At 41.8% G+C, this 26,596-nt stretch carries 24 protein-coding genes and 1 tRNA gene; 23 read left to right on the top strand and 2 right to left on the bottom strand.

The features are described from left to right. The first annotated feature begins 17 nt into the window (after window positions 1-17). The 15 genes from D6856_RS01030 to D6856_RS00960 all read left to right on the top strand — a co-directional run bounded on the left by D6856_RS01030 (window position 18) and on the right by D6856_RS00960 (window position 16,426). Entirely contained in the window at window positions 18-416 is a 399-nt protein-coding gene (locus D6856_RS01030) for a GerW family sporulation protein (RefSeq protein ID WP_120685368.1), read from the top strand. Window positions 417-440: 24 nt separating this feature from the next. Continuing rightward, window positions 441-977 (top strand): hypothetical protein, encoded by a 537-nt coding sequence (locus D6856_RS01025; RefSeq protein ID WP_092243523.1) that lies wholly within the window; start codon window positions 441-443, stop codon window positions 975-977. A 232-nt stretch (window positions 978-1,209) separates the two neighbouring features. Next, window positions 1,210-2,274 (top strand): recombinase RecA, encoded by a 1,065-nt coding sequence (recA, locus tag D6856_RS01020; protein WP_120685367.1) that lies wholly within the window; start codon window positions 1,210-1,212, stop codon window positions 2,272-2,274. Then, entirely contained in the window at window positions 2,271-2,894 is a 624-nt protein-coding gene (locus D6856_RS01015; RefSeq protein ID WP_120685366.1) for a regulatory protein RecX, read from the top strand. The genes recA and D6856_RS01015 overlap by 4 nt, the downstream gene beginning before the upstream one ends. Window positions 2,895-3,098: 204 nt before the next feature. After that, the gene (locus tag D6856_RS01010) at window positions 3,099-3,791 is read left to right on the top strand and encodes a hypothetical protein (RefSeq protein WP_120685365.1); all 693 of its coding nucleotides are present in this window, start codon (window positions 3,099-3,101) and stop codon (window positions 3,789-3,791) included. Between the two features lie 26 nt (window positions 3,792-3,817). Next, window positions 3,818-4,372, top strand: coding sequence for a hypothetical protein (locus D6856_RS01005; RefSeq protein WP_120685364.1), 555 nt, complete (start codon window positions 3,818-3,820; stop codon window positions 4,370-4,372). Between the two features lie 232 nt (window positions 4,373-4,604). Then, complete coding sequence (gene rny, locus D6856_RS01000) at window positions 4,605-6,152, top strand: ribonuclease Y (protein WP_120685363.1); 1,548 nt, start codon at window positions 4,605-4,607, stop codon at window positions 6,150-6,152. An 80-nt stretch (window positions 6,153-6,232) separates the two neighbouring features. Next, entirely contained in the window at window positions 6,233-6,616 is a 384-nt protein-coding gene (locus D6856_RS00995; RefSeq protein WP_330392936.1) for a metal-dependent transcriptional regulator, read from the top strand. A gap of 81 nt (window positions 6,617-6,697) precedes the next feature. Beyond that, a complete protein-coding gene (locus tag D6856_RS00990) occupies window positions 6,698-8,029 on the top strand; it encodes an RsmF rRNA methyltransferase first C-terminal domain-containing protein (RefSeq protein WP_199704097.1) in 1,332 nt (443 codons plus the stop codon). 14 nt (window positions 8,030-8,043) lie between these two features. Beyond that, complete coding sequence (locus D6856_RS00985) at window positions 8,044-9,768, top strand: ABC transporter ATP-binding protein (RefSeq protein WP_120685362.1); 1,725 nt, start codon at window positions 8,044-8,046, stop codon at window positions 9,766-9,768. Next, a complete protein-coding gene (locus D6856_RS00980) occupies window positions 9,765-11,495 on the top strand; it encodes an ABC transporter ATP-binding protein (protein WP_120685361.1) in 1,731 nt (576 codons plus the stop codon). Before D6856_RS00985 ends, D6856_RS00980 begins: the two co-directional genes overlap by 4 nt. A gap of 137 nt (window positions 11,496-11,632) precedes the next feature. Further along, the gene (locus tag D6856_RS00975) at window positions 11,633-12,874 is read left to right on the top strand and encodes a hypothetical protein (RefSeq protein WP_120685360.1); all 1,242 of its coding nucleotides are present in this window, start codon (window positions 11,633-11,635) and stop codon (window positions 12,872-12,874) included. A gap of 107 nt (window positions 12,875-12,981) precedes the next feature. Then, complete coding sequence (locus tag D6856_RS00970) at window positions 12,982-14,628, top strand: putative manganese-dependent inorganic diphosphatase (RefSeq protein WP_120685359.1); 1,647 nt, start codon at window positions 12,982-12,984, stop codon at window positions 14,626-14,628. A 15-nt stretch (window positions 14,629-14,643) separates the two neighbouring features. Then, window positions 14,644-14,949: a hypothetical protein gene (locus D6856_RS00965; RefSeq protein ID WP_120685358.1), complete on the top strand. Its 306-nt coding sequence runs from the start codon at window positions 14,644-14,646 to the stop codon at window positions 14,947-14,949. 37 nt (window positions 14,950-14,986) lie between these two features. Beyond that, a complete protein-coding gene (locus tag D6856_RS00960; protein ID WP_120685357.1) occupies window positions 14,987-16,426 on the top strand; it encodes a hypothetical protein in 1,440 nt (479 codons plus the stop codon). Window positions 16,427-16,475: 49 nt separating this feature from the next. Here D6856_RS00960 and D6856_RS00955 read toward each other — a convergent pair. Together D6856_RS00955 and D6856_RS00950 are read right to left on the bottom strand one after the other, a co-directional pair. Then, window positions 16,476-16,558, bottom strand: a tRNA-Leu gene (locus D6856_RS00955). Window positions 16,559-16,664: 106 nt separating this feature from the next. Further along, window positions 16,665-17,270 carry an NUDIX hydrolase gene (locus tag D6856_RS00950; protein ID WP_120685356.1) on the bottom strand — a complete coding sequence of 202 codons (606 nt, stop codon included), beginning with the start codon at window positions 17,268-17,270 and terminating at the stop codon, window positions 16,665-16,667. A gap of 149 nt (window positions 17,271-17,419) precedes the next feature. Here D6856_RS00950 and D6856_RS00945 point away from each other — a divergent pair, with 149 nt between their 5' ends. The 8 genes from D6856_RS00945 (at window position 17,420) to D6856_RS00910 (ending at window position 26,472) form a co-directional block, all read left to right on the top strand. Next, entirely contained in the window at window positions 17,420-18,511 is a 1,092-nt protein-coding gene (locus tag D6856_RS00945) for an HD-GYP domain-containing protein (RefSeq protein WP_120685355.1), read from the top strand. 141 nt (window positions 18,512-18,652) lie between these two features. Beyond that, window positions 18,653-18,976: a zf-HC2 domain-containing protein gene (locus tag D6856_RS00940; RefSeq protein ID WP_092243479.1), complete on the top strand. Its 324-nt coding sequence runs from the start codon at window positions 18,653-18,655 to the stop codon at window positions 18,974-18,976. Between the two features lie 26 nt (window positions 18,977-19,002). Continuing rightward, on the top strand, window positions 19,003-21,192 hold the full coding sequence (gene polA / locus D6856_RS00935) for a DNA polymerase I (protein WP_243113980.1): 2,190 nt from the start codon (window positions 19,003-19,005) through the stop codon (window positions 21,190-21,192). Beyond that, window positions 21,179-21,808, top strand: coding sequence for a dephospho-CoA kinase (gene coaE, locus D6856_RS00930; RefSeq protein ID WP_120685354.1), 630 nt, complete (start codon window positions 21,179-21,181; stop codon window positions 21,806-21,808). The genes polA and coaE overlap by 14 nt, the downstream gene beginning before the upstream one ends. Beyond that, a complete protein-coding gene (locus D6856_RS00925; RefSeq protein ID WP_120685353.1) occupies window positions 21,808-23,979 on the top strand; it encodes a cell division protein FtsA in 2,172 nt (723 codons plus the stop codon). The genes coaE and D6856_RS00925 overlap by 1 nt, the downstream gene beginning before the upstream one ends. Window positions 23,980-23,994: 15 nt before the next feature. Next, complete coding sequence (locus D6856_RS00920) at window positions 23,995-24,792, top strand: MBL fold metallo-hydrolase (protein WP_092243470.1); 798 nt, start codon at window positions 23,995-23,997, stop codon at window positions 24,790-24,792. 18 nt (window positions 24,793-24,810) lie between these two features. After that, on the top strand, window positions 24,811-25,083 hold the full coding sequence (locus tag D6856_RS00915) for an ACT domain-containing protein (protein WP_092243467.1): 273 nt from the start codon (window positions 24,811-24,813) through the stop codon (window positions 25,081-25,083). A gap of 24 nt (window positions 25,084-25,107) precedes the next feature. Beyond that, window positions 25,108-26,472, top strand: coding sequence for a PFL family protein (locus D6856_RS00910; RefSeq protein WP_092243464.1), 1,365 nt, complete (start codon window positions 25,108-25,110; stop codon window positions 26,470-26,472). Window positions 26,473-26,596 lie beyond the last annotated feature (124 nt).

The following is a 26,596-nucleotide window of genomic DNA, read 5'->3' as shown; positions in this document are numbered from 1 at the left end:
TAATCTTGGAGGTTTTTATGGGAGAGAGTAATTTTAACAGCGTAGTTGAGTCTTTACTTCATGGTATGAATTCAATCCTTGCTACCAAGACAGTTGTCGGAGAACCTACCAAAATAGAAGATACCATAGTGTTACCGCTTGTTGATGTATCATTTGGTGTCGGTGCAGGTTCCAACGACAGTGATAAAAAGAATGGCGGAGCAGGCGGATTCGGTGCCAGGATGTCACCGAGCGCTGTTCTTGTTATAAAGAATGGTTCTACCAAACTAGTTAATATCAAGAATCAGGATGTTGTAAACAAGGTTCTTGATCTCGTGCCCGATATTATGGACCGTTTTTCAGCCAAAAAAGAAAATTTTATGGATGATGACGATGCAGTAGAGATTGCTTTTCCCGATGAGGGTGAGGAGAAGTAAGTCGTCCAGAAGGTGAGGGGCCCAATGGAAGAAAAGAGAAACCTTGAAGAAATTATCTTAAACGGTACCGAGGATGAACTTAACGAGCTGAGGCTATGGCTCTTTAAGGAGAGTGTGAGACTCGAGAACCAGGAGAGTGCTCTTTCCGAGCGTTACGCCAAACTTGAAGCCGATGAGAGATCCTTTAAGGACCGTGTTGACGAAGCCGAGAAGAAGCTTGATACCGAGAGTAGAAAGCTTAATAACGACAAGGCTTTGTTTGATCAAAGACTCAAGATTCTCAACAATGGATTTGATCAGCTCAACAGCGACAAGAAAAAGCTCGAAGGAGAATATGTCAGACTGGAGCGTGAGAAAGCATATCAGAGAGAAAATGAGTATGATGCTCTGGATCTTCTGTTTAGAGGGGTAAACAGCGCTCTGACGCTTAAGAAACGCTACAAGGATCTTATGAAGATGTTCCATCCGGACAATGTCAGCGGTGATGCGGAGATGGTTCAGCTTATCAACGCCGAATACAGCTCTCTTTGCAGAGTGTATGACGTTACGATGATCAATTGATGAGATTTCGTCTTAAGAAAATCTTAAGTTGTTTATTTAAAACATATATGATAAGGTTATCAAGTCATTGTTCTTCATGAGCAATGACTTGTATGTTATCGGGGCGATTCTTACGGCGTTTCAGCCGAAGTTTCATTTATTTGTAAATTTATAAAAAAATATGTTGACATAATCGAACGTTTGTTTTAGTATAATTTATATACAGAACGGATGTTCTAAGAAGGAGATGTGTATGGAAAGAGAAGATAAGCAGAAAGCACTCGATGCGGCACTCGGACAGATTGAGAAGCAGTTTGGTAAGGGAGCTGTTATGAAGCTCGGTGATTCTACCGACACAATGAATATAGAGACTATCCCTACAGGTTCACTCAGCCTTGATATTGCTCTCGGCCTCGGTGGTATTCCCAAGGGAAGAATTATTGAGATATACGGACCCGAGTCCAGCGGTAAGACAACCGTTACTCTTCATATGATCGCAGAAGTTCAGAAGAGAGGCGGAATTGCAGGATTCATTGATGCAGAGCATGCTCTTGATCCCGTATATGCCAAGAATATCGGTGTAGATATTGATAACCTTTATATTTCACAGCCGGACAGCGGTGAGCAGGCCCTTGAGATCACTGAGACAATGGTTCGCTCCGGCGCTATCGATATAGTAGTCGTTGACTCTGTTGCAGCTCTTGTTCCCAAGGCTGAGATTGACGGAGACATGGGAGATTCTCATGTTGGTCTTCAGGCAAGACTTATGTCACAGGCTCTTCGTAAACTTACAGCAGTTATCAGTAAGTCTAATTGTACGGTTGTATTTATCAACCAGCTCCGTGAGAAGGTTGGAATTATGTTCGGTAATCCCGAGACAACCACAGGCGGACGTGCGCTTAAATTCTATTCATCGGTTCGTATGGATGTTCGTCGTATTGAGGCTATCAAGCAGAACGGCGAGAACATCGGTAACAGAACAAGAGTTAAGGTCGTTAAGAACAAGATCGCTCCTCCTTTCAAAGAGGCAGAGTTTGATATCATGTTCGGTAAGGGAATCTCTTCAACAGGTGATATTCTCGATCTTGCTGCCAATGTTGATATCGTTAACAAGAGCGGTGCTTGGTATCAGTATGAAAACGAGAAGATCGGACAGGGTAGAGAGAATGCTAAGTTGTATCTTGAGAACAATCCTCAGATCAAGGATGAGATCGAGGCTAAGGTAAGAGCACACTACGGACTTCAGTCAGACGTTAAGACCACTGCTCCCAAAGCAGATGACGCGGAGACACCTAAGAAAACGAAGGCTTCAAAGTGATAATATCAAGTATTGTAGAATTCGATAAAAAGAGAAATAAAATATTTATTGACGGTGAGTTCGCCTTTGTATTATACAAGGGCGAACTTCGTAGTTTTGGGATTAAAGAAGGTGAGGAAATTTCGGAAGAAACATACAATGAAATTACCGGATCTCTTTTACCCAAAAGGGCCACCAAGAGAGCTATGGAACTTCTTGTAAAGAAGGACTATACGGAGAAGAAGCTTAGGGATAAGCTTGCTGATGGCCTGTATTCCGATGATATCATTGATGCTGCGATAGAATACATTAAGTCATACAAATATCTTGATGATGAGAGATATGCGCGTGACTATGTTGCTTATAATATAGAGCTTCGCAGCAGAAATAGGATCAAACAGGATCTTATTTCGAGAGGAGTGCCCAAGGACATTATTCAAAATGTTCTTGATGAGTTTACATATGAAGAGGGCTGTGAAGCTGAGTTGGATCAGATTAAGAAGCTTCTCGTTAAGAAACATTATGACCCATCCATGGATTATAAAGATAAACAGAAGATAATAGCATTTTTGTTAAGGAAAGGCTATCCCATGGATGCCATCAGAGGTGCTATTAATAACGACGATATTTATTTTGAATAAGAATGTTGTTACGATTTGCGGGATGAATCGTTACGTGTTATAATACCGTAAGTTAACATGTTGTTGTTTTTGGGGAAGGACTATAGGTTGATTTACATAACTTATGGCCAATGAATAATAATTCGGATAAAAGTATGGGGCTTGTATATGCATACCCCATGCCTTTTTATATAACGCTTTATAAATGAAAGGAGAAATTTAAAAATGAAGAGAAGAGGAGTACAGATTGCTACAGGTCTTATTTTTGCAGGTATGCTTGCAATGACAGGATGTGGTAGCACACAGTCAACAGGAGATAATACAGCTCCCGATACAGTGGGGACTGAGACAGTTCAGGAAGTAGAAGTTCCTATGGAACAGAATGATTCATCTTTGTCTGATAGCGATTACAATGGAGAAATTGGTTATGTTTCTAATTATAAAAGTCTTGAGGAGGTAAGAAAGGCTTACAAAGAAAACGGCTTTAATCATTCTACATATGTTAATGTTCAGGGATGTAATATTATGGTTCTGGCAATAGCAATGGATGGAATCGCTAAAGATGGAAATGGTGGTTTTACCGCTGAAGATGTGCGATTCTTCACTCAGAAAGAGGATAGTGATAAGGTGTATCTTGCCGGCACGCTTGATGCACATGATCCAATAGCTATAACAAGTAATGGTGTTATTGTTGCTAATTCTACCCAGTTCACTTTTGAGACATATTTCTTATCGAAGGATGGAACAATGCTTGAGCACAAGGACTATATCGAGATTGACAACGGACAGAGCGGTAAAGTAATCCATTCATACAGAAGAAGTTCAAACAAGGATAATAGAGAGTATTATGATGGTACTCAGGAGGATTTACAGAATTATTATAATAATACCCGCGCTAAGGACATAATTTTTAAATGATGATAAAGTAAAGGCGGAAAAATGCTATGAGAAAGAGGCTTTTAACGGCAGGACTTACATGTGTTATATTGATCGCCGGCTGTTCATCTAATGATGGGGGAAATAGTAGTACACTTTCTTCTGATGATTCTATGTATGAGATTACGGAGGAAAGTTCGAATGATTCTACAAGTGAGTCTGACGTGGATATAATGGATTATACTGATAAGCTTACTTCTGAGTATGGAGGTGATCTTGAACAGGAACTTGCCAATGCTCTTAATACAACGGTTGTAGACTCTGATCAAGATGCCGGAACGTGCTTCTATCTTTGTGACGGCGCTGTAGAGATTTTAGGATCGGCTTACGGAGACGGTTTTTTTGTTACCCAGTTAAAGGAAACGGATAACTTTTCAATTTTCGGAGCTAGCGTGGGAATGTCTTATGAGGAAGCGGTAAAGGCTCTTATTGACAATGGTTTAAAGGAAAATACCCGTGTGTATTCAACTTATTATGCTATTAACCCTGAGGATTTCTATGTGGAATTAAAGAAGGAGGGTGGCAAAGTAACAGAAGTTATATATATAAAAATTGTCAGCTAAGCGGAAGATAAAATTATGAAAAAAAAGCACAATATTCATTTTCATTGATTAAACGTTTTATCAAATAGCAAGAAAATACTTAAAGATTCAGTTGGCAAGGCGTTTGACCTTGACACTGTTATTTATAAAATGTAAAATTTAAGTGTTGTAAAATTGTATATTAGTGCGAGTTTTTTATACCCACTATACAAAATATTGTACAATGAAAATTGAATAAGGAGGTGCTCCTGTAATGACCTATGTTGTTATTACTGCAGTAGTGACTCTTGTTCTTTCAGCTATTTTAACTTGGTTTTTGGCAACCGGTTATCACAAAAAGGTTACTGAGGGGAAGATCGGTAGCGCTGAAGAAAGGGCAAGAAAAATTATTGACGAAGCACTCAAAACTGCCGAAGAAACGAAGCGTGAGAAACTTCTTGAAGTAAAGGAAGAGGCACTGAAAACACGTAATGATCTCGAAAAGGAAGTCAGGGACCGAAGAAATGAGGTTCAGCGTACTGAGAGACGTATTCAGCAGAAAGAGGAAAACGTCGAGAAAAGGTCCGAAGCGATCGAAAGGAAAGAGCAAAGCTTAAACGCCCGCGAAGAGGCTTTGAGTAAGAAGAACGAAGAGGTTACGAAGCTTAACGAACAGAGGATACAGGAACTTGAAAAAATCTCTGGCTTAACCTCCGAGCAAGCAAAAGAGTATCTTTTAAAGATTGTTGAAGATGATGTAAAGCATGAATCAGCTGTCATGATCAAGACTATGGAAGCTGAGGCTAAGGAAGAAGCAGATAAGAGAGCTAAGGAAATTGTTGTAAATGCTATTCAGCGTTGTTCAGCAGATCATGTTTCCGAGACTACCATTTCTGTTGTTCAGTTGCCCAATGATGAGATGAAGGGCAGAATCATCGGTAGAGAGGGTAGAAATATCAGAACTCTCGAGACTATGACCGGTGTAGATCTTATTATTGATGATACACCTGAAGCTGTAGTTATTTCAGGATTTGATCCTATTCGTCGTGAAGTTGCACGTATAGCTCTTGAGAAGCTTATCGTGGACGGACGTATCCATCCCGCAAGAATTGAGGAGATGGTTGAGAAGGCACAGAAAGAAGTTGCTGCCAAGATCAAAGAAGAAGGTGAGAATGCCGCTATCGAGGCGGGAGTTCACGGCCTTCATCCCGAAGTTATCAAGATTCTTGGACGTATGAAGTTCAGAACCAGCTATGGACAGAACTGCCTTAAGCATTCTGTTGAAGTAGCACAGCTCTGCGGACTGTTGGCATCCGAGCTTGGACTCGATGTCAGAGTTGCTAAGAGAGCAGGACTTTTGCATGATATCGGTAAAGCTGTCGATCATGAGCTTGAAGGCTCACATATCCAGCTTGGTGTTGATATCTGTAAGAAGTATAAAGAATCTCAGGTTGTTATCAACGCCGTTGAGGCTCACCACGGTGACGTAGAACCGCAGTCACTTATCGCTGTACTTGTACAGGCTGCTGATACTATTTCTTCAGCAAGACCCGGTGCAAGAAGAGAAACATTAGAGACTTACACATCAAGACTTAAAGAACTCGAAGACATAACCAATAGCTTTAAGGGTGTTGATCACTCATTTGCTATTCAGGCAGGTAGAGAAGTCAGAGTAATGGTTGTTCCTGAGCAGGTTTCAGATTCAGACATGGTGCTCATGGCTCGTGATATCGCCAAGAAGATCGAGGACGAGATGGAATATCCCGGACAGATCAAAGTTAATATCATAAGAGAGAGCAGAGCAACAGACTTTGCTAAATAATAATGCTTAGCATTATATTTGGCCATCAATTTTGAAAATGTAGTGGAGAGGCCACTTTGCGATAAGCAAAGTGGCCTCTTTTGGAAAGGGTTAACAATATGCATGAATCCGGTGAAGATTATATCGAGACAATATACATTTTGAAGAAACGTAACGGCACAGTACGTTCTATAGATGTTGCCAATGAGCTTAACTATTCAAGGCCAAGCGTATCCAGAGCTGTCGGAATACTCAAGGATAACGGTCTTATTACAGTAGAAAACGATGGTGAGCTTGTTCTTACCGAAGAAGGTATGAAGACTGCCAAGGCTGTCTACGAGAAGCATACCAATCTTACCAAGTTTCTTATGCTTACAGCCGGTGTTGATGCTGAGACTGCCGAGACAGATGCTTGTAGGATTGAGCATATAATCAGTCCCGAGACTTTTAAGGGGATCAAGAAATATATTAAAGAGCACAAATAATAATGATATACGGGCTGCCTTTTTACGGGCAGCTTTTTTATCTTTTTGGAAATAAGCTTATTATTCTTTGGAGGTTGTTTATTGTTACCTGATAAGTTTAAAGAGAGGATGAAACAGTTCCTTGGTGAAGAAGAATATAATGCCTTTATTACGGCTTTTGAAGAGGATAGAAGATATTATGCGTTAAGAGCCAATACTCTTAAGTGCGATGTTTCTTTTATTAAGAACCTGCCCTATATAACAGGAAATATCCCGTGGGAAGAGACGGGATTTTATTATGCTGAGGATGCGACTCCCGGTAAGCATCCATATCATGAAGCAGGGCTTTATTATATTCAGGAACCGAGTGCAATGGCACCCGTAAGCTATCTGAATGTACAGCCCGGAGATAAGATACTTGATCTGTGTGCTGCTCCGGGAGGAAAGACCACGCAGATAGCTTGCAAGCTAAAAGGGCAAGGCCTTCTTGTGACAAATGAGATAAATAAAGACAGAGCCAAGATATTATCTCTTAATATCGAAAGGCTTGGCATCGCAAATGCTATGGTGCTTAATGAGACACCGCAGCATTTGTCCGAAGTGTTTGAAGGATATTTTGATAAGATCCTTATAGATGCTCCTTGCTCCGGCGAAGGAATGTTCAGAAAGAACGATAATGCCGCAGATGAATGGAGCGTTGACAATGTTCTTGCCTGTGCTAAAAGACAGGCAGAGATTTTGGATCTTGCATCCAAAATGCTTCTTCCGGGAGGGCGCATCGTTTATTCGACCTGCACTTTTTCAAAGGAAGAGAACGAAGATAATATATATGCTTTTGTAAACAGGCATCCGGATTTCAAGGAAGTGGACAGAAGGAGATTGTGGCCTCACAAGGATCATGGGGAAGGACATTTCCTGTGTGTGCTTGAAAGAGACGGAGAGCTTGTAAACGACGGAAACAGATATATCCCCGGTGGAAAGAATGTTCCGGTAAAAAAAGATGTCTTAAAGCCTTTTTATGCTTTTTGCGATGAGACACTTAAAAAAGGTGTTTTGGAAAAGCTCATGGAATCCAAGAATATAATCATGTTTGGCAAACAGCTTTTTCTTGAACCGACGTTTATGCCATCAGTAAATGGTCTTAAGGTATTAAGAACGGGCCTTCATTTGGGAGAGATAATAAAAGACAGGTTTGAGCCCAATCATGCGCTGGCTCTTTTTCTAAGAACTGAGGACGTTAATGCGAGCTTCGACTTACCTTCCGATTCTGCAGATATCAAGGCTTATTTAAACGGTCAGACACTTCGTATAACCGAAGATATCAAGAAAGGCTGGTGCCTTGTTACTACGGACGGTTACAGTATCGGATGGGGTAAAGCTTCGGGAGGGATGATCAAAAATCATTATCCTAAGGGACTTAGAATAAATTATTGATTTGGGGTGGAAAAGTGAAGAAACTTCTTGTTTATTTAAAGGATTATAAAAAAGAGACTATCCTCGGACCTCTTTTTAAACTTCTCGAAGCATCGTTTGAGCTTCTTGTTCCGCTTGTCATCGCTTCAATGATAGACAACGGAATTGCAAACGGTGACAGAGGATATGTCATTAAGATGTGTGCGATCCTCATTGTGCTTTGTGTTATCGGCTTTATAACTGCGATAACAGCGCAGTATTTTGCGGCAAAAGCCGCTGCGGGATTTGCCAGGAAGGTTAAGAGAGCTCTTTTTTCCAATATACAAAGTCTTTCGTTTTCCGATATGGACAGAGTCGGAATTTCCGCAATGATCACGCGTATGACAAGCGATGTCAATCAGGTTCAGCAGGGAGTCAATCTGACGATAAGACTTCTTTTAAGATCTCCTTTTGTTGTATTTGGTGCCATGATAATGGCGTTTACCATCGACTTTAGGCAGGCACTTATCTTTGTTGTTACGATCATACTTTTGTTTGCCGTTGTCGGAGCGATAATGGCGTGGAGCATTCCCGGATACGGGAAGATACAGGACGGTCTGGATACTCTTCTTAGGCTTACGCGTGAGAACCACACTGGTGTAAGAGTTATCAGAGCCTTTGGCCTTGAGAAAAGAGAAAAAGACGGATTTAATAAGAGTAACAACGAGCTGATGTCTCTTCAGGAGCATGTGGGCGGCGTAAGTGCGCTTATGAATCCTCTGACCTTTACGATACTTAATCTAGCGATCGCATATCTGATATATAAGAGTGCTAAGCTTGTAAATATCGGTGAGCTTTCACGAGGTCAGGTTGTTGCGCTATATAACTATATGTCCCAGATTCTTATCGAGCTTATTAAGCTTGCCAATCTGATCCTTACAATAACCAAGGCAATTGCATCGGGTAACAGAGTGCAAGAGCTTCTCGAGCTTAAGCCCTCAATGAAGGATGGCGAGTTGGATGTTTTTGATAAGACAGAGACTCATATTGTATTTAATGATGCATGTATGCGCTACGTCGGAGACAGCGAGGATTCGCTTGAGCATGTGAGCTTTGAGGTTAAAAGAGGCGAGAAGATTGGCGTCATCGGTGGAACCGGTAGCGGTAAATCGACGCTTATTAATTTAATCCCAAGATTTTATGATGTAAGAGAAGGAAGCGTTGTAATTGACGGAAAAGACGTCAAAGAATATAAGCTTGAGGCACTTCGCGAGAGAATAGGTATTGTTCCGCAGAAGGCAGTTCTTTTCCACGGTACGATCAGGGACAATATGCGCTGGGGTAACGCCGGGGCTACGGATGAAGACATTTATTACGCTCTTAAGATTGCACAGGCAGAAGAAATAGTTCGCGGCAAAGAAAGCGGGCTTGATCATATGGTCTCACAGGGAGGTAAAAACTTCTCCGGAGGTCAGAAACAGAGACTTACGATAGCGCGTGCGCTTGTAAAAAAACCGGAAATACTTATTCTTGACGACAGTGCGTCTGCGCTTGATTTTCTTACGGATAAAAATTTAAGACATGCGATCTCAAATATGGAGAACGCTCCGACGACATTTATTGTTTCTCAGAGAACATCTTCCGTTCATGACTGCGACAAGATAATAGTCCTTGATAACGGCGTTGTCGCAGGAATGGGAACGCATGATGAGCTCCTTACTTCTTGCGAGCTTTATAAGGAAATTTATGATTCTCAGTTTAAGCAGGAGGGAGCGGTATGAAAAAGAAGACACTTAAAAAAGTACTGCGACATGCCGGAAAATACCGCGGGCTCATTCTTTTATCAATGATATTGGCTGTACTTACGGCTACACTTTCTTTGTATGTTCCGATCCTTGCCGGTAATGCGGTTGATTGTATTGTCGGAAAAGATAATGTTGATTTTGAGGGAGTATCTTTTATTCTTCTCAAGATGCTGATAGTTATCGGAATTGTAGCTGCTTCGCAGTGGATAATGAATAAAGCCAATAACGCTATCACTTTTAAAGTGGTGAGAGATGTAAGAGCGGAAGCTTTTGATAAACTTCAGATTTTGCCTTTTGAATATCTTGATAAGGTTAAGACAGGCGATATTGTGAGTAGGATCATAGCTGACGTCGATCTTTTTGCCGACGGACTTTTAATGGGATTCACACAGCTGTTTACCGGAATAGTCACCATTGTCGGAACTTTAGTATTTATGTTTTATCTTAATTTCAGGATCGCGATAGTGGTAGTTGCGTTAACGCCGCTTTCACTTTTGCTTGCAAGATTTATTGCAAATAAGTCTTTTGAATTATTCAAAAGACAAAGTGAGGCTAGATCTGAGCAGACGGGCTTTATCGATGAAATGATCGGGAATCTTCCCGTGGTTAAGGCATTTGCGCATGAAGATGAAAACATGGAAGTCTTCGATGACGTTAATGACAAGCTTTTCGATGCTTCTGTCAAAGCTGTATTTGTTTCTGCCATTACCAATCCGGGAACCAGGTTTATCAACAATATAGTTTATGCGGCAGTAGCTCTTTTCGGAGCATTTGCTTGTATTACGGGAAGGATGACTGTCGGTGGCCTTACTATCTTTTTAAGTTATGCAACACAGTATACCAAGCCGTTTAATGAAATCTCCGGCGTTGTTACCGAACTTCAAAATGCGCTTGCTTGTGCCGAAAGAGTATTTGCTCTTATCGAAGAAAAACCTGAGATTCCGGATCCTTCCGATGCTCCGAAGGCGTTTGAGCCTAAAGGAGACATAGTTATAGAGGATGCAGCCTTTTCTTATGATAAGAATAAGAGTCTTATAGAAGACCTTGATCTTGATATTAAGAAGGGACAGAGAGTAGCAATCGTAGGTCCTACAGGAAGCGGAAAGACAACGCTTATCAATCTACTTATGAGATTTTATGACGTTGATAAGGGCAAGATCTGCATAGACGGAACAGATATAAGGGATATAAAGAGAGCGAATCTTAGAAATAACTTCGGAATGGTTCTTCAGGAAACCTGGCTTAGAAGCGGTACGATAAAAGAAAATATTACGCTAGGAAGAGACGGCTTTACCGATGAGGAGATAATAGAAGCAGCCAAGGCTTCGCATGCGCATAGCTTTATAAAAAGACTTCCGGATGGTTATAATACAGTTATTTCCGAGAACGGAGGTAATCTGTCTCAGGGACAAAAACAGCTCCTATGCATTACCAGAGTTATGCTCAACATCCCGCCTATGCTGATTCTTGATGAGGCGACATCTTCAATTGATACCAATACGGAGATGAGGATCCAGAAGGCATTTAACAAGATGATGAGCGGTAGAACAAGCTTTATTGTTGCTCACAGACTTTCGACGATCCGCGAAGCGGACGTTATTCTTGTAATGAAGGACGGACATATTATCGAGCAGGGCAATCACAAAGAACTGTTGGCCAAGGAAGGCTTTTATTTCGAGCTGTATAACAGTCAATTTGCATGATGAGCATCTGATGGAAGGTGATTTTAATATCACCTTCTTTTTTATTATAAAAATAACAAAATTAACATTTACTTCACAAAAGTGTCATGTTATACTTTGAAAAAAGAAATATATTATTATTGTTGAGGGAGTAAAAAATGAATAATCAGAATAATCCGCAGCAGGATACTGAAATGAGCCTTGAGGCTCTTGAAAAGAAGTATTCACAGATGAATGCGCAGCAGCGCATGCAGAACAATCCTTATGCGCAGTACATTCCTAACATGCAGAATAATGCGAATGTGCAGGTAAATGCCGGTGCGCAGACGAATGCAAATGCTCAGCCTAATGCCGGTGCGCAGACGGGCGCAAACGTTCAGCCCAATCCGGGAATGCAGAATAATGTAAACGTTCAGCCTAACGTTGGCGTTCAGCCCAATATGAACGTTCAGCCCGAACAGAATTTTCAGAACGATCCTTTCGGACAGATTAATCCGAATATGCAGGTTCCGCAGACTATGGGCGGAATTAACAAGAAATGGTTATATATTGGCGGAGCCGTTGTGGCGGCGCTTCTTCTTATTACGCTTGCCAATTACAAGATGACTCATTCACAGCCTGAAGATCCCACTATAGGAGTCTCTACAACTGAATATGCTTCACAGGATACTTCAACGGTTGTTGAAGAGAAAACTGAAGCAGTAGAAAAAGAGGATAGCGAAGTGGCCGAGGAAGTTTCCGATAAGTCCGATGAGGAAGCAAGTGATTCAAATAGTTCCGGTCACGACGTGCTTAAGGACAGAGCACCTTATGAGGTTCCCGAATATGACGGAGATACTTTTATCAGCCATTCAGTGGGCATTAAGTTTAACAAACCTTCAAATTATACATTTTTATCAAAAGAGGAGCTTGCAGGCGGTGATGGCTCATCATCCGATGATTTTGATAAAAAGCTCAAAGAAGATATTGATTCGAGTAAACCCAGGACTGAGATGCTCGCTGAAACCGAACTTACAGACGCCAATATCGGTATAACCCAACTTAGAGTAATCCGTAACATTGGCATTATATTCTTAAAATATGCCGGCAAAACCGAGGATGAAATAATTGAGCAGTTTTGCGAGAGCGAATCAAGAGAAGACCAGATTCAAAAAGATAAGGATTATTATTTGAGCACGTATGAGCAGGCAAAGGACGTAGATATAACCGTTTCCAAAGGAGAATTTTGCGGAAGGCCCGCTATTGTTAAAGATATACAGATTACTTTGTTAAATGGCGCCGGTGCCCATACGAAAGAGTTTAAGTTTATAAAAAATGATTTTATGGGATATGTCTCTGTTTTATGTATGTCCGAAAGCGATTGCGAAAAAACTATTGCATGTTATTCCGCTGTAGAGTGATCTCATAAATATCTTTAAAAACTATAGAAAATGTAACCATAAATGCGTTAATATTGTATATAACAGTATTAACGCATTTTTGCGTTTTCATTTTTGGGAGAACATGTATGGAAAAGCAGAATAGACCTGTAATTGTCATAGGACACAAGAATCCCGACACGGATTCGATATGTGCGGCAATAACTTACGCTAATCTCAAAAGTAAGATAACAGGGGATGAGTATATAGCGTGCAGAGCAGGACACCTCAATGAGGAAACTCAGTTTGTTCTGTCTCATTTTGGTGTTGAAGTACCGGCCTACATCAAAGATGTCAGGACGCAGGTGCGCGACATGGAGATAAGGATTCTTGAGGGAGTCGGCTCCGATCTTTCTCTTAAGAAAGCCTGGGCAAAAATGAGAGACGCCGAGGTTGTGACCTTGTGCGTCACTGAGAACGATGAACTTAGCGGTATCGTTACTACCAATGATATTGTAGAAACATATATGGATGTTATAGATCCGGGTATTCTTTCACAGGCTCACACTTCATATAAGAATATTGTTGAGACTATCGATGGGGAGCTCATCGTCGGAGATATAAGCGATAACCTTACAAAAGGAAAAGTAGTTATTGCGGCCGCAAGTCCCGAGATCATGGAAAATCTTATAAATGAGGGCGATGTAGTTATACTTGGAAACCGCTATGAGACTCAGCTTTGTGCCATTGAGATGAATGCGGGATGTATCATAGTCTGTGAAGGCGCCGAAGTTGCAAAGACCATTCAGACACAGGCAAAAGAGCATGGAACCAAGATAATAACAACGCCGCACGATACATTTATCGTCGCAAGGCTTATAAATCAGAGTATTCCGATTGAACATGTCATGAAAAAAGACAGTACCGTTCATTTCCACATGGACGATTACATCGAGGATATTCAGGATGTTATGGCGCAGACCCGTCACAGATACTTCCCGATCCTTGATAAGAGCAATCATTACATCGGAATGATCAGTAGACGTAACTTCTTGGGAGCTAAAAAGAAACAGCTCATCTTAGTTGATCATAATGAAAAAAACCAGGCAGTAAACGGCGCCGATTCAGCTGAAATATTAGAGATAGTGGATCACCACAGACTTCGTACGATCGAGACTGCAGGCCCTGTATTCTTTAGAAATCAGCCTCTTGGCTCAACATGTTCTATCATCTATTTGATGTATAAGGAAAACTGTGTTGATATAGATAAGACAACTGCAGGACTTCTTCTAGCAGCGATCCTTTCGGATACACTTATGTTCAGATCTCCTACATGCACTCTAATAGATAAGAATGCAGGAGAAGAGCTTGCCAAGATAGCAGGTGTGGATTTTGAAGAGTTCGCAAAAGAGATGTTCCATGCCGGATCTAATCTCAGCGGAAAGTCCGCCGGTGAGATACTTCATCAGGACTTTAAGAAGTTTACTGTAGACGATCTTACTATCGGAATCGGTCAGATCAATTCGATGAGCGCAGAAGAACTTGTTGAGATCAAAAAGAAACTTGAACCCGAGCTTTCCAATGTAGCAAAGGAAGACGGCCTTGATATGCTGTTCTTTATGCTTACGAATATCATAGAGGAGTCATCTGAGATCATATTTGAAGGCGCCAAGGCTCAGCATACTTTGAATAATGCATTCGGAATCAATGTGACAGGAGATACGGCGAAATTACCCGGAGTTGTTTCACGTAAGAAGCAGCTTCTTCCCGCAATTGTAGAGACAATTCAGCAGTAATATGAGAGGCAACCTATGGATGAACTTAGAAAGTTATTACTTCATGAAATAATCGGCATTTACGGCCCGACAGTCGGGCAGGGTATCGGATCGGTCATAATCCCGGCATTTATCGGAGATTTTAAGAAGATGCTCGAAGATTCCAAGGATAACAAGACTGTCTCAGAAGAATACATGACGGAAGATAAAAAAGTCCACCTTATCCTCAAGGGCAAAAAAGCCCTCGGAACAAGCGGAATGGACTACTTAGTTACCGGCTGTGTACTAAATGACAAAGATATATTTGCATATAGTGCCGACGTGGACATTGTGCAGATATAATAACGATGAAAAATCAATACTAGGAGGTGGATTTTTTATGAAAGGATATCTGGTAGCAGCAAAAATTATGAGTGGATTTGTTGTAGCAAGTCTTGCCGGTTCTCCGATAACCGTTTATGCAGGAACATCAGGGTATGTTGGTGAAGATACCAATGTATTTAATGATGATATTGATAGCGGCGAAGGCTTTACCTGGAGTTCGGACGATAGCAGACTAACTTTGACAGATAATGTAAATGGTAATGTCGTGGCTGATGATGATATTACTATTACAACAAATGATAATCCTGTTTCAGTTTCCGGAAACATCGAAGTAAGTACAGATGGCCCTTCAACCGATGCCGATCTGACAATTGATAATTCTAACATTACTACAAGCGGTTCTATTTCTGCTGATGGGGATGTGAAGATAATAAATTCAACTGTAGCAGCTGATGGCATAAACGGTGGCAAAGACGGTAAAGGAACAGAGGGAAATGTTATTATCACTGATTCGAATGTAACCAGTACCGATACTATTGCAGCCGGTAGTGTCGAACAGATATCTTCCCATGCCATGGGTGGATACGGAAATCATAATATTGTTATCAATAATTCAAATGTTACAGCTGATGCTAAGAACTACGATGCTACAGGATTTCATTCTCCTCTAGCTGCAGTTGGTGGAACAGTTACCATTAATGAAAGTTATATTTCATTACCTTCTGATGGCTCAATTCTTAATCAAGGTTATTATGGAACAGATATTCATTTTGGTGAAGTAGGAAGAATAGTAGATACATCTGCTGAAGGAGGATATGTATATAAAGGTAAAGTCATAATTACAGCCGGTGCAAAGCCTTCATCAGATTCAGCGTCTTCTGATACCAATAATAGCAGTAGTACATCATCGGACGCAGAGTCTTCCAGTACAAAGAGTAGTGCATCATCAGATGACAATAATTCGCAGGAAGCATATGTAACAACCACGACAGATTATGCTAATGTTTACAAATCTGATACATCAAACGCTTATTTTGCAGCTATATCCAATAATTCAGGTTCATCTAGTGTGTTAGTAAAAGATTCAAATGGAAAGTTAATGAAGGTTGCTGTTGATCTGAGTTCCGCAAGTGCTCCTAAGGGCTATTCATCCAAGATAACAGCAACAATTGTTCCTGCTCTTGACAGAAACGGAAAATCAATCAACGGACTTGATAAAATAGCACAGGCTCTTAATACAGCAATAACTGAGTCCGGGAAAACTCCGATTGAAGGTTCTCTCTTTATCAGAGCTTATGCAGCGGGAGTAAGCCTTACAAAACTGGAAACACCTGCTAAATACACATTTACTCTCGATAAGTCTTATGAAGGAAAGACAATAACAGTATATGTGAGAACGGTTACAGGTGAGGTCCATTCATATGATGCAGTAGTAACAAAGGGTAAAGTTCAGATAGCCACAGAATATTTAGGAACAGTTGCTTTTGCAATGTAATAGATAAAAAAAGAAAGCCTCTACCAAGTAAATGGTAGAGGTTTTTTACTGCCGGCAGTGGGACTTGAACCCACACGTGGTTACCCACAACAGATTTTGAGTCTGCATCGTCTGCCATTCCGACATGCCGGCTTTTACAAATATAATAAAATGATGCGAATGCATCGGCAATGCCGATTGCAGCACGCCTACATAATATATCACACGGGGAGCCTATTATCAAGGCTTATTTAATATTTCAATTGCACCTTTCTTTATAAAGATAATATGCAAGTACATGGAGAGCCTGCTTGAAATCACCGCCGTTTATCCTGTTCACAAGCTCTTTTTCATCAAGAAGCAGAACATCGAGGAACTCGGAGTCGTCAAGCTCCTGAGAAGCGACATGCTTGCAGTTTGCTGCAGCGTAAATATGTACATTGCTGTTGGATATTGTGGCATTGGATGGAAGAGTCAGAAGATGAGTCCATTCATCCGATGTATATCCGGTCTCTTCAATGAGCTCTCTTTTGGCTGCTGCGAAAGCATCGTCTTCGGTCGCGATTATGTTTCCTTTGGTAATATATGGAACATCACTCTTTTCCTTGTATTCGATTCCTCCAGCAGGGAACTCGGTGCAGATTTCATCAATGCCGTGTCTGTACTGGCGCACGCAGATGAACTTGCCGTTTTCGTCGGTGGCGACGATGAGAGAGAAGCTGTGCTTGGAAAAGTTGTAGACAGGGCCTATCTCTTCGTTATTTGGAAGTTCATAGATATTTTTCCTGAAATCGATCCATTCGTCTTGGATCACATGCTGTTCATCTTTTAATTTCCATCTGAGACTATCATCTTTTGCTGACATTTTTTATCCTTTTTATGCGTTTATGCAGCTGTCACACCGCAAAACTGTCATATCTTGCTAGATTTATTGCGAATATCATCATTTTATCACAAAAAATAAAAAATGCTGATATAATGATTCTATATCTCTTAATTTAGGTGGAAAAAGAAATGAAACTGATTTCAGTAGACAACCTTGAACCGGGCCTTATGGTTTCCGAGAATATCTATACAATCGATGACAGACTTGTACTTCCGAAAGGAACGGTGCTTGATGAGAATGACATTCATAGGATCAAGTCACATTCTCTGTACAATATTTTCGTAGAAGATGAGAAACAGCCGGTTCCCGACAAGAGCGAAGAGCAGGTACAGAAACAGCCTGACTATTCATATGCCGAGAAAATCCGCAATTCCGAGGCTTTCATTAAGTTCAAGCAGGATATTGAGAATAATGCGCGTCAGCTTGAAGAGTCATTTAAGCTTATTGTCAATGAGAAAATGTCTCTTGATATAGAGAAGCTGACAGAACCCGTTTATCATCTCTTTGTTGAGGCGGGCGGAACTGCAGGTGTTTTCGATATGCTTCATAACCTCAGAGACAACAGCGATGCTGTATATATGCACAGCCTTAATGTATCTCTTATATGCAATACCATCGCAACATGGATGAGACTCCCTAAGGAAAAGGTGCAGCTTGCTACCGCCGGAGGCCTTTTGCATGACATCGGTAAGGTTCTTATGCCACCCGATCTACTCAACAAGAGAGATGCGTATACCGAATACGAAGAGAGATTCATGAAAGACCATGTGGTTAAGGGATATGAGCTCGTCAAGGATAAGGATATCGATCCCAGGATCAAGAATTGTATCCTTATGCACCACGAGTACAGAGACGGCTCAGGTTATCCTTTCCACTTAAAGGGAGAGCAGATTGATGAGATAGCATCCATTGTTACGGTTGCCAACATCTATGAGGCAATGACTGCCAAGAAGACGTACAGAGCGCCTATCTGCCCGTTCACCGTAATCTCAAGATTTGAGGAAGAGGGCATCAACAAGTTTGATCCCAACGTTATCATGACCTTCCTTAGCAATATAGTTAATACATTTATCGCCAACAGGGTTATGCTCAGTACCGGTCAGACCGGAGAGATCGTGTTCGTTAATCCCGATCACCTCTCAAGACCCGTTATCAGATGCGGTGAGAATTTCGTTGACCTCTCTTCGAGAAGAGAAGTTTCTATCGTTGCCGTGATCTGATCCGGCAGTATTTACAATGCTCGGAATTATTGTAAATAACACTCTTTTGTAGTATTCTAGATGTTGTAGAGACAGATTGCAGCTGCACGTTCTGCCATACAACATGTTGAATGGTTAGTAATTTGACGTGCGGAGCTTTATATGACTTGTAAAGATGCTGAAAAGTTAATTCCATTATTTCTGGATGACGATCTCGACAATCGCGATCTTTCCGATTTTCTCAGTCATATGGAGAACTGCGCGGAATGCAAAGAGGAACTCACTATTCAGTTTCTTGTAAAAGTCGGCATGAAGAGACTTGAGGATGGTAATACCTTCAACCTTAAGAGGGAGCTCGACGGACTTTTATCTGAGGCGGGAAGAAGACTTAAAGTAAGACGTTCTCTGGTTCTTTTTAGCTATGTCCTCGAGGGCTGTGTTGTAGTCCTTGCTGCGACGGCATTTGTTCTTAATCTGTTTCTATAATCCATATTTGCCGGGGAATATATTCTTTGGATATCCTAACGATTAACGCATTTAATTTAATACATGACGCATATAACGCTATGCCTGCTTTTACGGACGCTGACGGACAATTCGTCAGCGGTATTTACGGTGCACTTTTTAAGCTTAAGAGCATTGTAAGATCCGGAGAACACAAGAGGCTTGGCGTTTTATTTGATTCTGATGATAGTGGAAAAGAGCCTTCGCCTGCCGTTGCATCTCAGACAGCAAGGTTAAAAGAAATATTGGAAATCTATACCGACAGTGCTTTGCTTGGCGCCGATGGCTGCGAATGCAACGATGCACTGGTTGATTTTTTGGAAAAAGAGATCGCGCAGGTATCTCCGCTTGGAAAAGCTGCCGCTACACCTGTATTTGAAGTCAAGACGGGCATGACATCAGATCTTTCGGAGGTTGAAGACCTATTTAATAAAGCCGCCAAAACAGGAACGGAATCATATGTGGGCTTTTATCCGATAATAGATACCGTTGACTCAAACGGAAGTATCAAGAAGAAAGATATCATCGGAATTTCTCTTTGCTTTGAAGATGAGACATCGGTTTATATCCCCATTCAGGGCTTTATAACGGGAGATTACCTCGGAGGTAAGCTTGCCGAGCTCAGTAAGAACAGTAATCTTGCGACATTTGATATCAAGAGCTCATACAATCTTTTCACTCCTTATGAAATAGAAAAAAGAGACTACGGCTACACTGAAGATGATACTTACAGCAAAGAGCCAAGGTGTTTTGATACTTTGATAGGTGCGTATCTTAACGATCCAAATAAGAACGATTACATGATAGAAGATATTTCCAAGGAATATCTGGGGATAAATTTTGAGAAAAGAGCAGATCTCTTCGGAAAAGAGCTTTTATCAAACGCCGACAGTAACGTGCTTTCGGCTTATGCAAGTAAGGCTGCTTTCATATGCAGAAAGGCTGCGCCTCTTATAAGGAAAAAGCTTGAAAAAGGCGGAATGGAAGCACTGTTTTACAATATTGAGATGCCTCTTTCATACATTCTTTTCTCTATGGAAAAAGAGGGTATCATCGCCAAGAGAGAACAGCTTAAGATATACGGAGATGAGCTCAAGGTTCGTATAGATGAGCTTGAAAAATCAATATATGACGCTGCGGGAGTTACATTTAACATCAATTCTCCCAAGCAGCTCGGAGAAGTCCTTTTTGAAAAGCTTGGACTTCCCGCAGAAAAGAAGACCAAATCCGGCTATTCTACCGCAGCGGACGTACTTGAAAAGCTTGCGGGCGAACACAAGATAGTATCGGATATTCTCGAATACAGGGGACTAGCGAAATTAAAGTCCACCTATGCAGACGGACTGGCCGCATTTATAGAAGATGACGACAGGATTCACACAAGCTTTAATCAGACGATAACGGCAACCGGAAGAATCAGCTCCACAGAGCCCAATCTTCAGAATATTCCGATGAGGACTGAGCTTGGAAGACTGATAAGAAAAGTCTTTGTTCCAAAAGAAGGTTATGTGTTTGCGGATGCCGATTATTCACAGATTGAGCTTCGTATACTTGCTCACATGTCAGGCGATGAAGGTCTTATAAAGGCTTATCATGACGGTGAGGATATACATGCAAGTACCGCATCCAAGGTATTTCACGTTCCTTTTTCGGAAGTTACTTCCGAGCAGCGAAGAAGCGCCAAAGCCGTTAACTTCGGTATCGTCTACGGAATCAGTGCGTACGGACTTTCAAGAGACCTTTCCATATCGCCTAAGGAAGCCAAAGAGTACATGGATAAATACTTTGAGGCATACCCGAGAGTTAAGGAATATCAGGAAAGAGTCGTCAAGGAGGCCAAGGAGAGCGGCGGAAGTATCACTCTTTTCGGAAGAAAGAGACCCATTCCGGAACTTAGAGCAAGTAATTTCAATATCAAGCAGTTTGGCGAGCGAGTTGCCATGAATGCTCCCATACAGGGAACTGCTGCTGATATTATGAAGATAGCAATGATAAATGTCTTTTTCAGACTTAAGAAGGATAACCTTAAGTCGAGACTTATCCTGCAGATTCACGATGAACTTGTCATCGAGACTGCGCAGGATGAGACGGACATTGTAAAAGAATTACTTACTAAAGAGATGGAGAGTGCTGTGACACTGGTTGTTCCCATGGAAGCAACCTGCCACACCGGAAACGACTGGTATGAAGCAAAATAAACTGCAAAAAGGAAAGACCAACATCATAGGAATAACGGGCGGCATCGGAGCCGGAAAGACCACGGTCCTTGAATACATTAAGAAGAACTATAATTGTAAGGTGGTGTATTCCGATGACGTTGCCAACGAGATCAAGATGAAGGGTTATCCCGCTTATGATGAGCTGGTAAATCTCTTGGGAAAAGAAATCCTGGGAGAAGACGGCGAGATAGACAGAGCCAAAATGGCCAAGGCTATTTTCGGAGATGAAAAAAAGCTCCGGGCAGTCAACAATATTTTGCATCCTGCAGTTAATACGTATATTATTAATATTATAGATGAAGAAAGGCTTAGAAATAGGCTGGACTTTGTTTTTGTGGAGGCAGCTCTTTTGATAGAAAACGGCTATGAAGATATAGTCGATGAGCTGTGGTATGTATATGCTTCCGAAGACGTCAGAAGACAGAGGCTTAAGGATTCACGCGGATACTCGGATGAGAAGGTCACGGATATCTTTAAAAAGCAGCTTTCTGACGATGACTTCAGAGAGCATTGCGATTTTGTTTTGGACAACAGTGGGGATCTTGATACTGTTGCGGATATTATCGGAAAGAAACTATTGGATTGGAGAAGATGATGGCAAGTTTAGAGCAATCGGATCAGAAGGTGGTATTTGGACTTGATATCGGAACAAGGAGCGTTGTAGGTACTGTCGGCTATATGAATGAAGGACAGTTCAATGTCATTGCTCAGAGCGTCGAAAAACACCAGACAAGAGCTATGCTTGACGGACAGATTCACGATATCGGAAAAGTCGGCGCCACCATCAAGGTAGTAAAAGAAAATCTTGAGCAGCAGACAGACATTCATCTTACCGATGTTTGTATAGCTGCCGCAGGTCGTGTTCTTAGAACGGTCAGGACCACATATGAATATGAGTATCCGGAATCTCATGATATAACGGATGAAGATATATATAATCTTAATTCCGCAGCCGTTGAGCAGGCTTATTCGGAATTCCTTAAGAATAATACATCCGACCTTAAGTTCTATCTGGTTGGATATTCTGTGATGCATTATTATTTGGACGGTTATCAGATTGCCAATCTTGAGGGACATAATGCCGGCAAGGTGAGTGTTGAGCTTATTGCGACCTTCCTTCCCGATGACTGCGTTGACGGTCTTTACAAGGCATGCGAGAGAGCGGAGCTTAACGTTGCCAATCTTACACTCGAGCCTATCGCTGCAATGATGGTAGCTATTCCCGACAGATTCAGAATGCTCAATCTTGCGCTTATAGATGTCGGTGCGGGAACATCCGATATCTGTGTGACCGATGACGGATCTATCACGGCTTACGGTATGCTTCCCATAGCAGGTGACGATATTACCGAGATAATCGCTCATCATTGTCTTGTTGACTTTAACCAGGCAGATGAGATCAAGATCGCGGCAAGCCACAACGACAGAGTTGAATATATTGATATCATGGGGCTTCGTAAAACTATAACAGCCAAAGAGATAGCTCGTATCATCAAGCCTCAGGTAGATATGATGGCACAGAAAGCTGTAGAAGAGATCAAGAAGCTAAACGGCGATAAAGCTGTCAGCGCTGTATTTGTAGTCGGCGGTGGCGGATGCGTGCCCGGTTATACCAAGGCTATAGCAAAAGAAATGGATATTCCCGAAGAACGTGTTGCTCTTAGAGGCGAGGAAGTAATGAAGAACATTACTTTCCTTAATAACGACGGAATCGAGAGAGATTCTCTTCTTGTTACACCGCTTGGTATCTGCATAAGCTATTATGAGGAAGCCAATAATTTTATCTTTGTTTCCTTTAACGGTATTCAGACCAAGATATATGACAACGGTAAGCTTCAGATCGTGGATGCCGCTATGCAGGCTGCATTTCCGAATGAAGATCTTTTCCCTAAGAGAGGTGAAGAGCTTAGATATACTGTCAACGGCAAAGAAAGAGCATCGAGAGGTGAGCCCGGCGAGCCGGCAGTCATCTCACTTAACGGTAAGCCCGCAGATATTCACACCAAGATCCATGCCAATGACATTATCGAGGTTGTTCCTTCAACAGCAGGAGCTCCGGGAGAAGCCGTTATCGAGAGTATCCCTGAGTTTAAGACCAAGTTCAATGTCAATGTAAACGGCAAGAATGTAGAGGCTTCACGATTTGCAACAGTTAACGGCGAGCCTCAGACTGCGCTTTACAGCATTAACTCCGGCGATGAAGTCAAGGTGCTCGATTACAATACAGCCGAGCAGATCGCTGCTCTTATGGACATTGAGATCAATGAAGATACAGTGATCATCGTTAACAACGAGCGCGGAGATAAGGACACGCCTGTCTATGAGAACTTCAAGATCGAGTTCAAGGCTCAGGAAGAAGCTATCATGGATTATTACAGGGATTTCCCGAACGCCGATGAAGTTGCGATCTCACAGGCTAATCAGGAGTCTTATGCAAACTCCGATGACGTCAAGATAATTGAGGGGAAGGACGGGCAGCTTTCGTTTGACGATCTTCCCGATGATGACGGCGAGTACAAGAAAAACAGCAGCGAGCAAGAGCCTGTAAAGAATATTCTTGCTCACGACTTACATATATTTGTAAACAACGACGCCGTGACTCTTCACGGAAAGGCTGATTATATCTTTGTAGATATCTTCGATGCCATAGATTTTGATCTTTCCAAACCCAACGGAAGAAGCATTGTAACAACGCTTAACGGTGCGACTCCCGATTATATGCAGGCCATTCATGAGGGCGATAAGATAGAAGTATATTGGAAGTAAGAGGTTTTTATTTATATGCGTTTTACCAGTATTGCCAGCGGCAGTAGCGGCAATTGTACCTACATAGGCTCCGACAACACACATATATTGATTGATGCCGGGACCAGTAAAAAGAGAATAGAAGAAGGCCTTAAGGGACTCGATCTTTCTTTTGACGATCTCGATGCGATCTTCGTGACACATGAGCACGTGGATCATATAGCGGCGCTTCACACCATTCTTAAAAAGCATGACATTCCGATATACGGAACCGCAGGAACGATAGACGGTATAATTAAGAGCGATAAAAAAGGCGAGATGGTAAATGCCTCTTTTAACAAGCTTCTTACAGATACATGCATCTGTGTCGGCGACATGACGATCAATCCCATGAAAATATCGCATGATGCCGCAGAGCCATGCGGATACAGAGTGTATATAGGCGATAAGAAAATAGGCGTTGCCACGGACCTTGGTTGCTACGATGATTATACTGTCAGTTGCTTATCGGGCTGCGACGCGTTATTATTAGAAGCAAATCATGATATAAGGATGCTCCAGACGGGACCTTATCCTTATATGTTAAAGACCAGAATAATGGGTGACAGAGGGCATTTATCCAATGAAAAGAGCGGAGAGCTCCTCTGCAAGCTCCTTAATGACAAGATAAAAGGAGTGTTCCTCGGGCATCTGTCCAAAGAGAACAATCTGCCGGAGCTTGCTTATGAGACGGTCAGACTTGAAGTTGATATGGGCGACAATCCGTACAGTTCATCGGATTTTCCCATTATGGTTGCTAAGAGAGCAGAGCTATCGCCTGTTATCGAGATATAATTATTTATCGGAGGACTTATGAAAAAGACTATCATTACAGTTGTTGGCAAGGACACAGTCGGAATTATCGCAAAGGTTTGCACCTATCTTGCAGATTCAAGCATCAATATTCTTGATATTTCACAGACCATCGTAGGCGGATATTTTAATATGATGATGATCGTTGATATGGCAGGCACTACCAAGGACTTTAACAGCGTTGCTGACGATCTTGAAGAGCTTGGTAAGAATATCGGCGTTGTAATTAAGTGCCAGAAGGAAGAAATCTTTGATTCCATGCACAGAATCTAATTGGTTTTTTGGGAGAAAAATATAATGATCAATACTAAAGAGGTCCTTGAGACCAATGAAATGATAGAGAAGGAAAACCTTGACGTAAGAACAATTACGCTGGGCATCAGCCTTCTCGACTGCATCAGCTCAGATCTTGAGCAGCTTAAAAAGAATATCTACAACAAGATCTACGATTCGGCCAAAGATCTGGTTAAGACCGGAGATCAGATTTCAAGAGAATTCGGTATTCCCATTGTAAATAAAAGAATATCCGTAACACCCATAGCTCTTGTCGGTGGCGCTGCCTGCAAGACAAAAGAAGACTTTGCGGAGATTGCAAAGACACTTGATGAAGTCGCCAAGAAAGTCGGCGTTAACTTTATCGGAGGATACTCAGCACTTGTAAGTAAGGGTATGACTAGTGCAGACAGACTTCTTATCGAGTCGATTCCTCTTGCGCTTTCTACAACCGATGTTGTTTGTTCTTCTATTAATGTAGGCTCTACCAAGACAGGTATCAACATGGATGCCGTAAGACTGATGGGCTCCATCGTCAAAGCTACCGCAGAGGCTACCAAGGAAAGCGATTCACTTGGCTGTGCCAAGCTTGTTATTTTCTGCAACGCTCCCGATGACAACCCGTTTATGGCAGGTGCATTCCACGGAGTGACAGAGGCTGATAAGATCATAAATGTCGGTGTCAGCGGACCCGGCGTTGTTAAGACAGCTCTTGAAAAAGTAAGAGGAGAGAATTTCGAGATCCTCTGCGAGACAATCAAGAAGACAGCGTTCAAGGTTACAAGAGTCGGACAGCTTGTTGCTAAAGAAGCTTCCGCAAGACTCGGTGTTCCTTTCGGAATAATCGATCTTTCACTTGCGCCTACACCCGCCATCGGTGACAGCGTTGCCGATATCCTTCACGAGATCGGTGTTGAGCATGCAGGTGCACCCGGAACGACCGCAGCACTTGCGCTTCTTAACGATCAGGTTAAAAAAGGCGGTGTAATGGCTTCTTCTTATGTAGGAGGACTTTCAGGAGCGTTTATCCCTGTATCCGAGGATCAGGGAATGATCAATGCCGTTGAAGCAGGCTGTCTTACACTTGAAAAGCTTGAGGCCATGACTTGTGTTTGCTCTGTGGGACTTGATATGATCGCGGTTCCCGGAGATACTAAGGACACAACAATTGCAGGTATAATAGCCGATGAAATGGCAATCGGTATGATCAATCAGAAGACTACGGCGGTAAGACTTATTCCCGTTATCGGAAAGACTGTCGGTGATACGGTTGAGTTCGGAGGACTCCTTGGATATGCGCCAATCATGCCGGTTAATAAGTTTTCCTGTGATGACTTTGTAAACAGGGGCGGAAGAATACCTGCACCGGTTCACAGTTTCAAGAATTAAAATAAATTTAATTTGGGGTATTTACTTTTTACAGTATATATCATACAATACAAGTGTACTAGTAAACATAGTACACTTGTTTTTTGTTACATATTGTTCACTTTTATTAATGAGTGGGAGCGCT

Origin of the sequence: Butyrivibrio sp. XB500-5 (genome assembly GCF_003625505.1) — a bacterium.
Lineage (GTDB): Bacteria > Bacillota > Clostridia > Lachnospirales > Lachnospiraceae > Butyrivibrio.
Note: the sequence above shows the minus strand (reverse complement) of the source record. Positions and strands in the feature narration are given on the sequence as shown.

Excerpts from the sequence above, each read along its gene's own strand:
- D6856_RS01030 (WP_120685368.1), top strand. The coding sequence starts at position 18 with ATGGGAGAGAGTAATTTTAACAGCGTAGTTGAGTCTTTACTTCATGGT.
- D6856_RS01025 (WP_092243523.1), top strand. The coding sequence starts at position 441 with ATGGAAGAAAAGAGAAACCTTGAAGAAATTATCTTAAACGGTACCGAG.
- recA (WP_120685367.1), top strand. The coding sequence starts at position 1,210 with ATGGAAAGAGAAGATAAGCAGAAAGCACTCGATGCGGCACTCGGACAG.
- D6856_RS01010 (WP_120685365.1), top strand. The coding sequence starts at position 3,099 with ATGAAGAGAAGAGGAGTACAGATTGCTACAGGTCTTATTTTTGCAGGT.
- D6856_RS01005 (WP_120685364.1), top strand. The coding sequence starts at position 3,818 with ATGAGAAAGAGGCTTTTAACGGCAGGACTTACATGTGTTATATTGATC.
- rny (WP_120685363.1), top strand. The coding sequence starts at position 4,605 with ATGACCTATGTTGTTATTACTGCAGTAGTGACTCTTGTTCTTTCAGCT.
- D6856_RS00980 (WP_120685361.1), top strand. The coding sequence starts at position 9,765 with ATGAAAAAGAAGACACTTAAAAAAGTACTGCGACATGCCGGAAAATAC.
- D6856_RS00975 (WP_120685360.1), top strand. The coding sequence starts at position 11,633 with ATGAATAATCAGAATAATCCGCAGCAGGATACTGAAATGAGCCTTGAG.
- D6856_RS00970 (WP_120685359.1), top strand. The coding sequence starts at position 12,982 with ATGGAAAAGCAGAATAGACCTGTAATTGTCATAGGACACAAGAATCCC.
- D6856_RS00965 (WP_120685358.1), top strand. The coding sequence starts at position 14,644 with ATGGATGAACTTAGAAAGTTATTACTTCATGAAATAATCGGCATTTAC.
- D6856_RS00960 (WP_120685357.1), top strand. The coding sequence starts at position 14,987 with ATGAAAGGATATCTGGTAGCAGCAAAAATTATGAGTGGATTTGTTGTA.
- D6856_RS00950 (WP_120685356.1), bottom strand. The coding sequence starts at position 17,270 with ATGTCAGCAAAAGATGATAGTCTCAGATGGAAATTAAAAGATGAACAG.
- D6856_RS00945 (WP_120685355.1), top strand. The coding sequence starts at position 17,420 with ATGAAACTGATTTCAGTAGACAACCTTGAACCGGGCCTTATGGTTTCC.
- D6856_RS00940 (WP_092243479.1), top strand. The coding sequence starts at position 18,653 with ATGACTTGTAAAGATGCTGAAAAGTTAATTCCATTATTTCTGGATGAC.
- coaE (WP_120685354.1), top strand. The coding sequence starts at position 21,179 with ATGAAGCAAAATAAACTGCAAAAAGGAAAGACCAACATCATAGGAATA.
- D6856_RS00925 (WP_120685353.1), top strand. The coding sequence starts at position 21,808 with ATGGCAAGTTTAGAGCAATCGGATCAGAAGGTGGTATTTGGACTTGAT.
- D6856_RS00920 (WP_092243470.1), top strand. The coding sequence starts at position 23,995 with ATGCGTTTTACCAGTATTGCCAGCGGCAGTAGCGGCAATTGTACCTAC.
- D6856_RS00915 (WP_092243467.1), top strand. The coding sequence starts at position 24,811 with ATGAAAAAGACTATCATTACAGTTGTTGGCAAGGACACAGTCGGAATT.
- D6856_RS00910 (WP_092243464.1), top strand. The coding sequence starts at position 25,108 with ATGATCAATACTAAAGAGGTCCTTGAGACCAATGAAATGATAGAGAAG.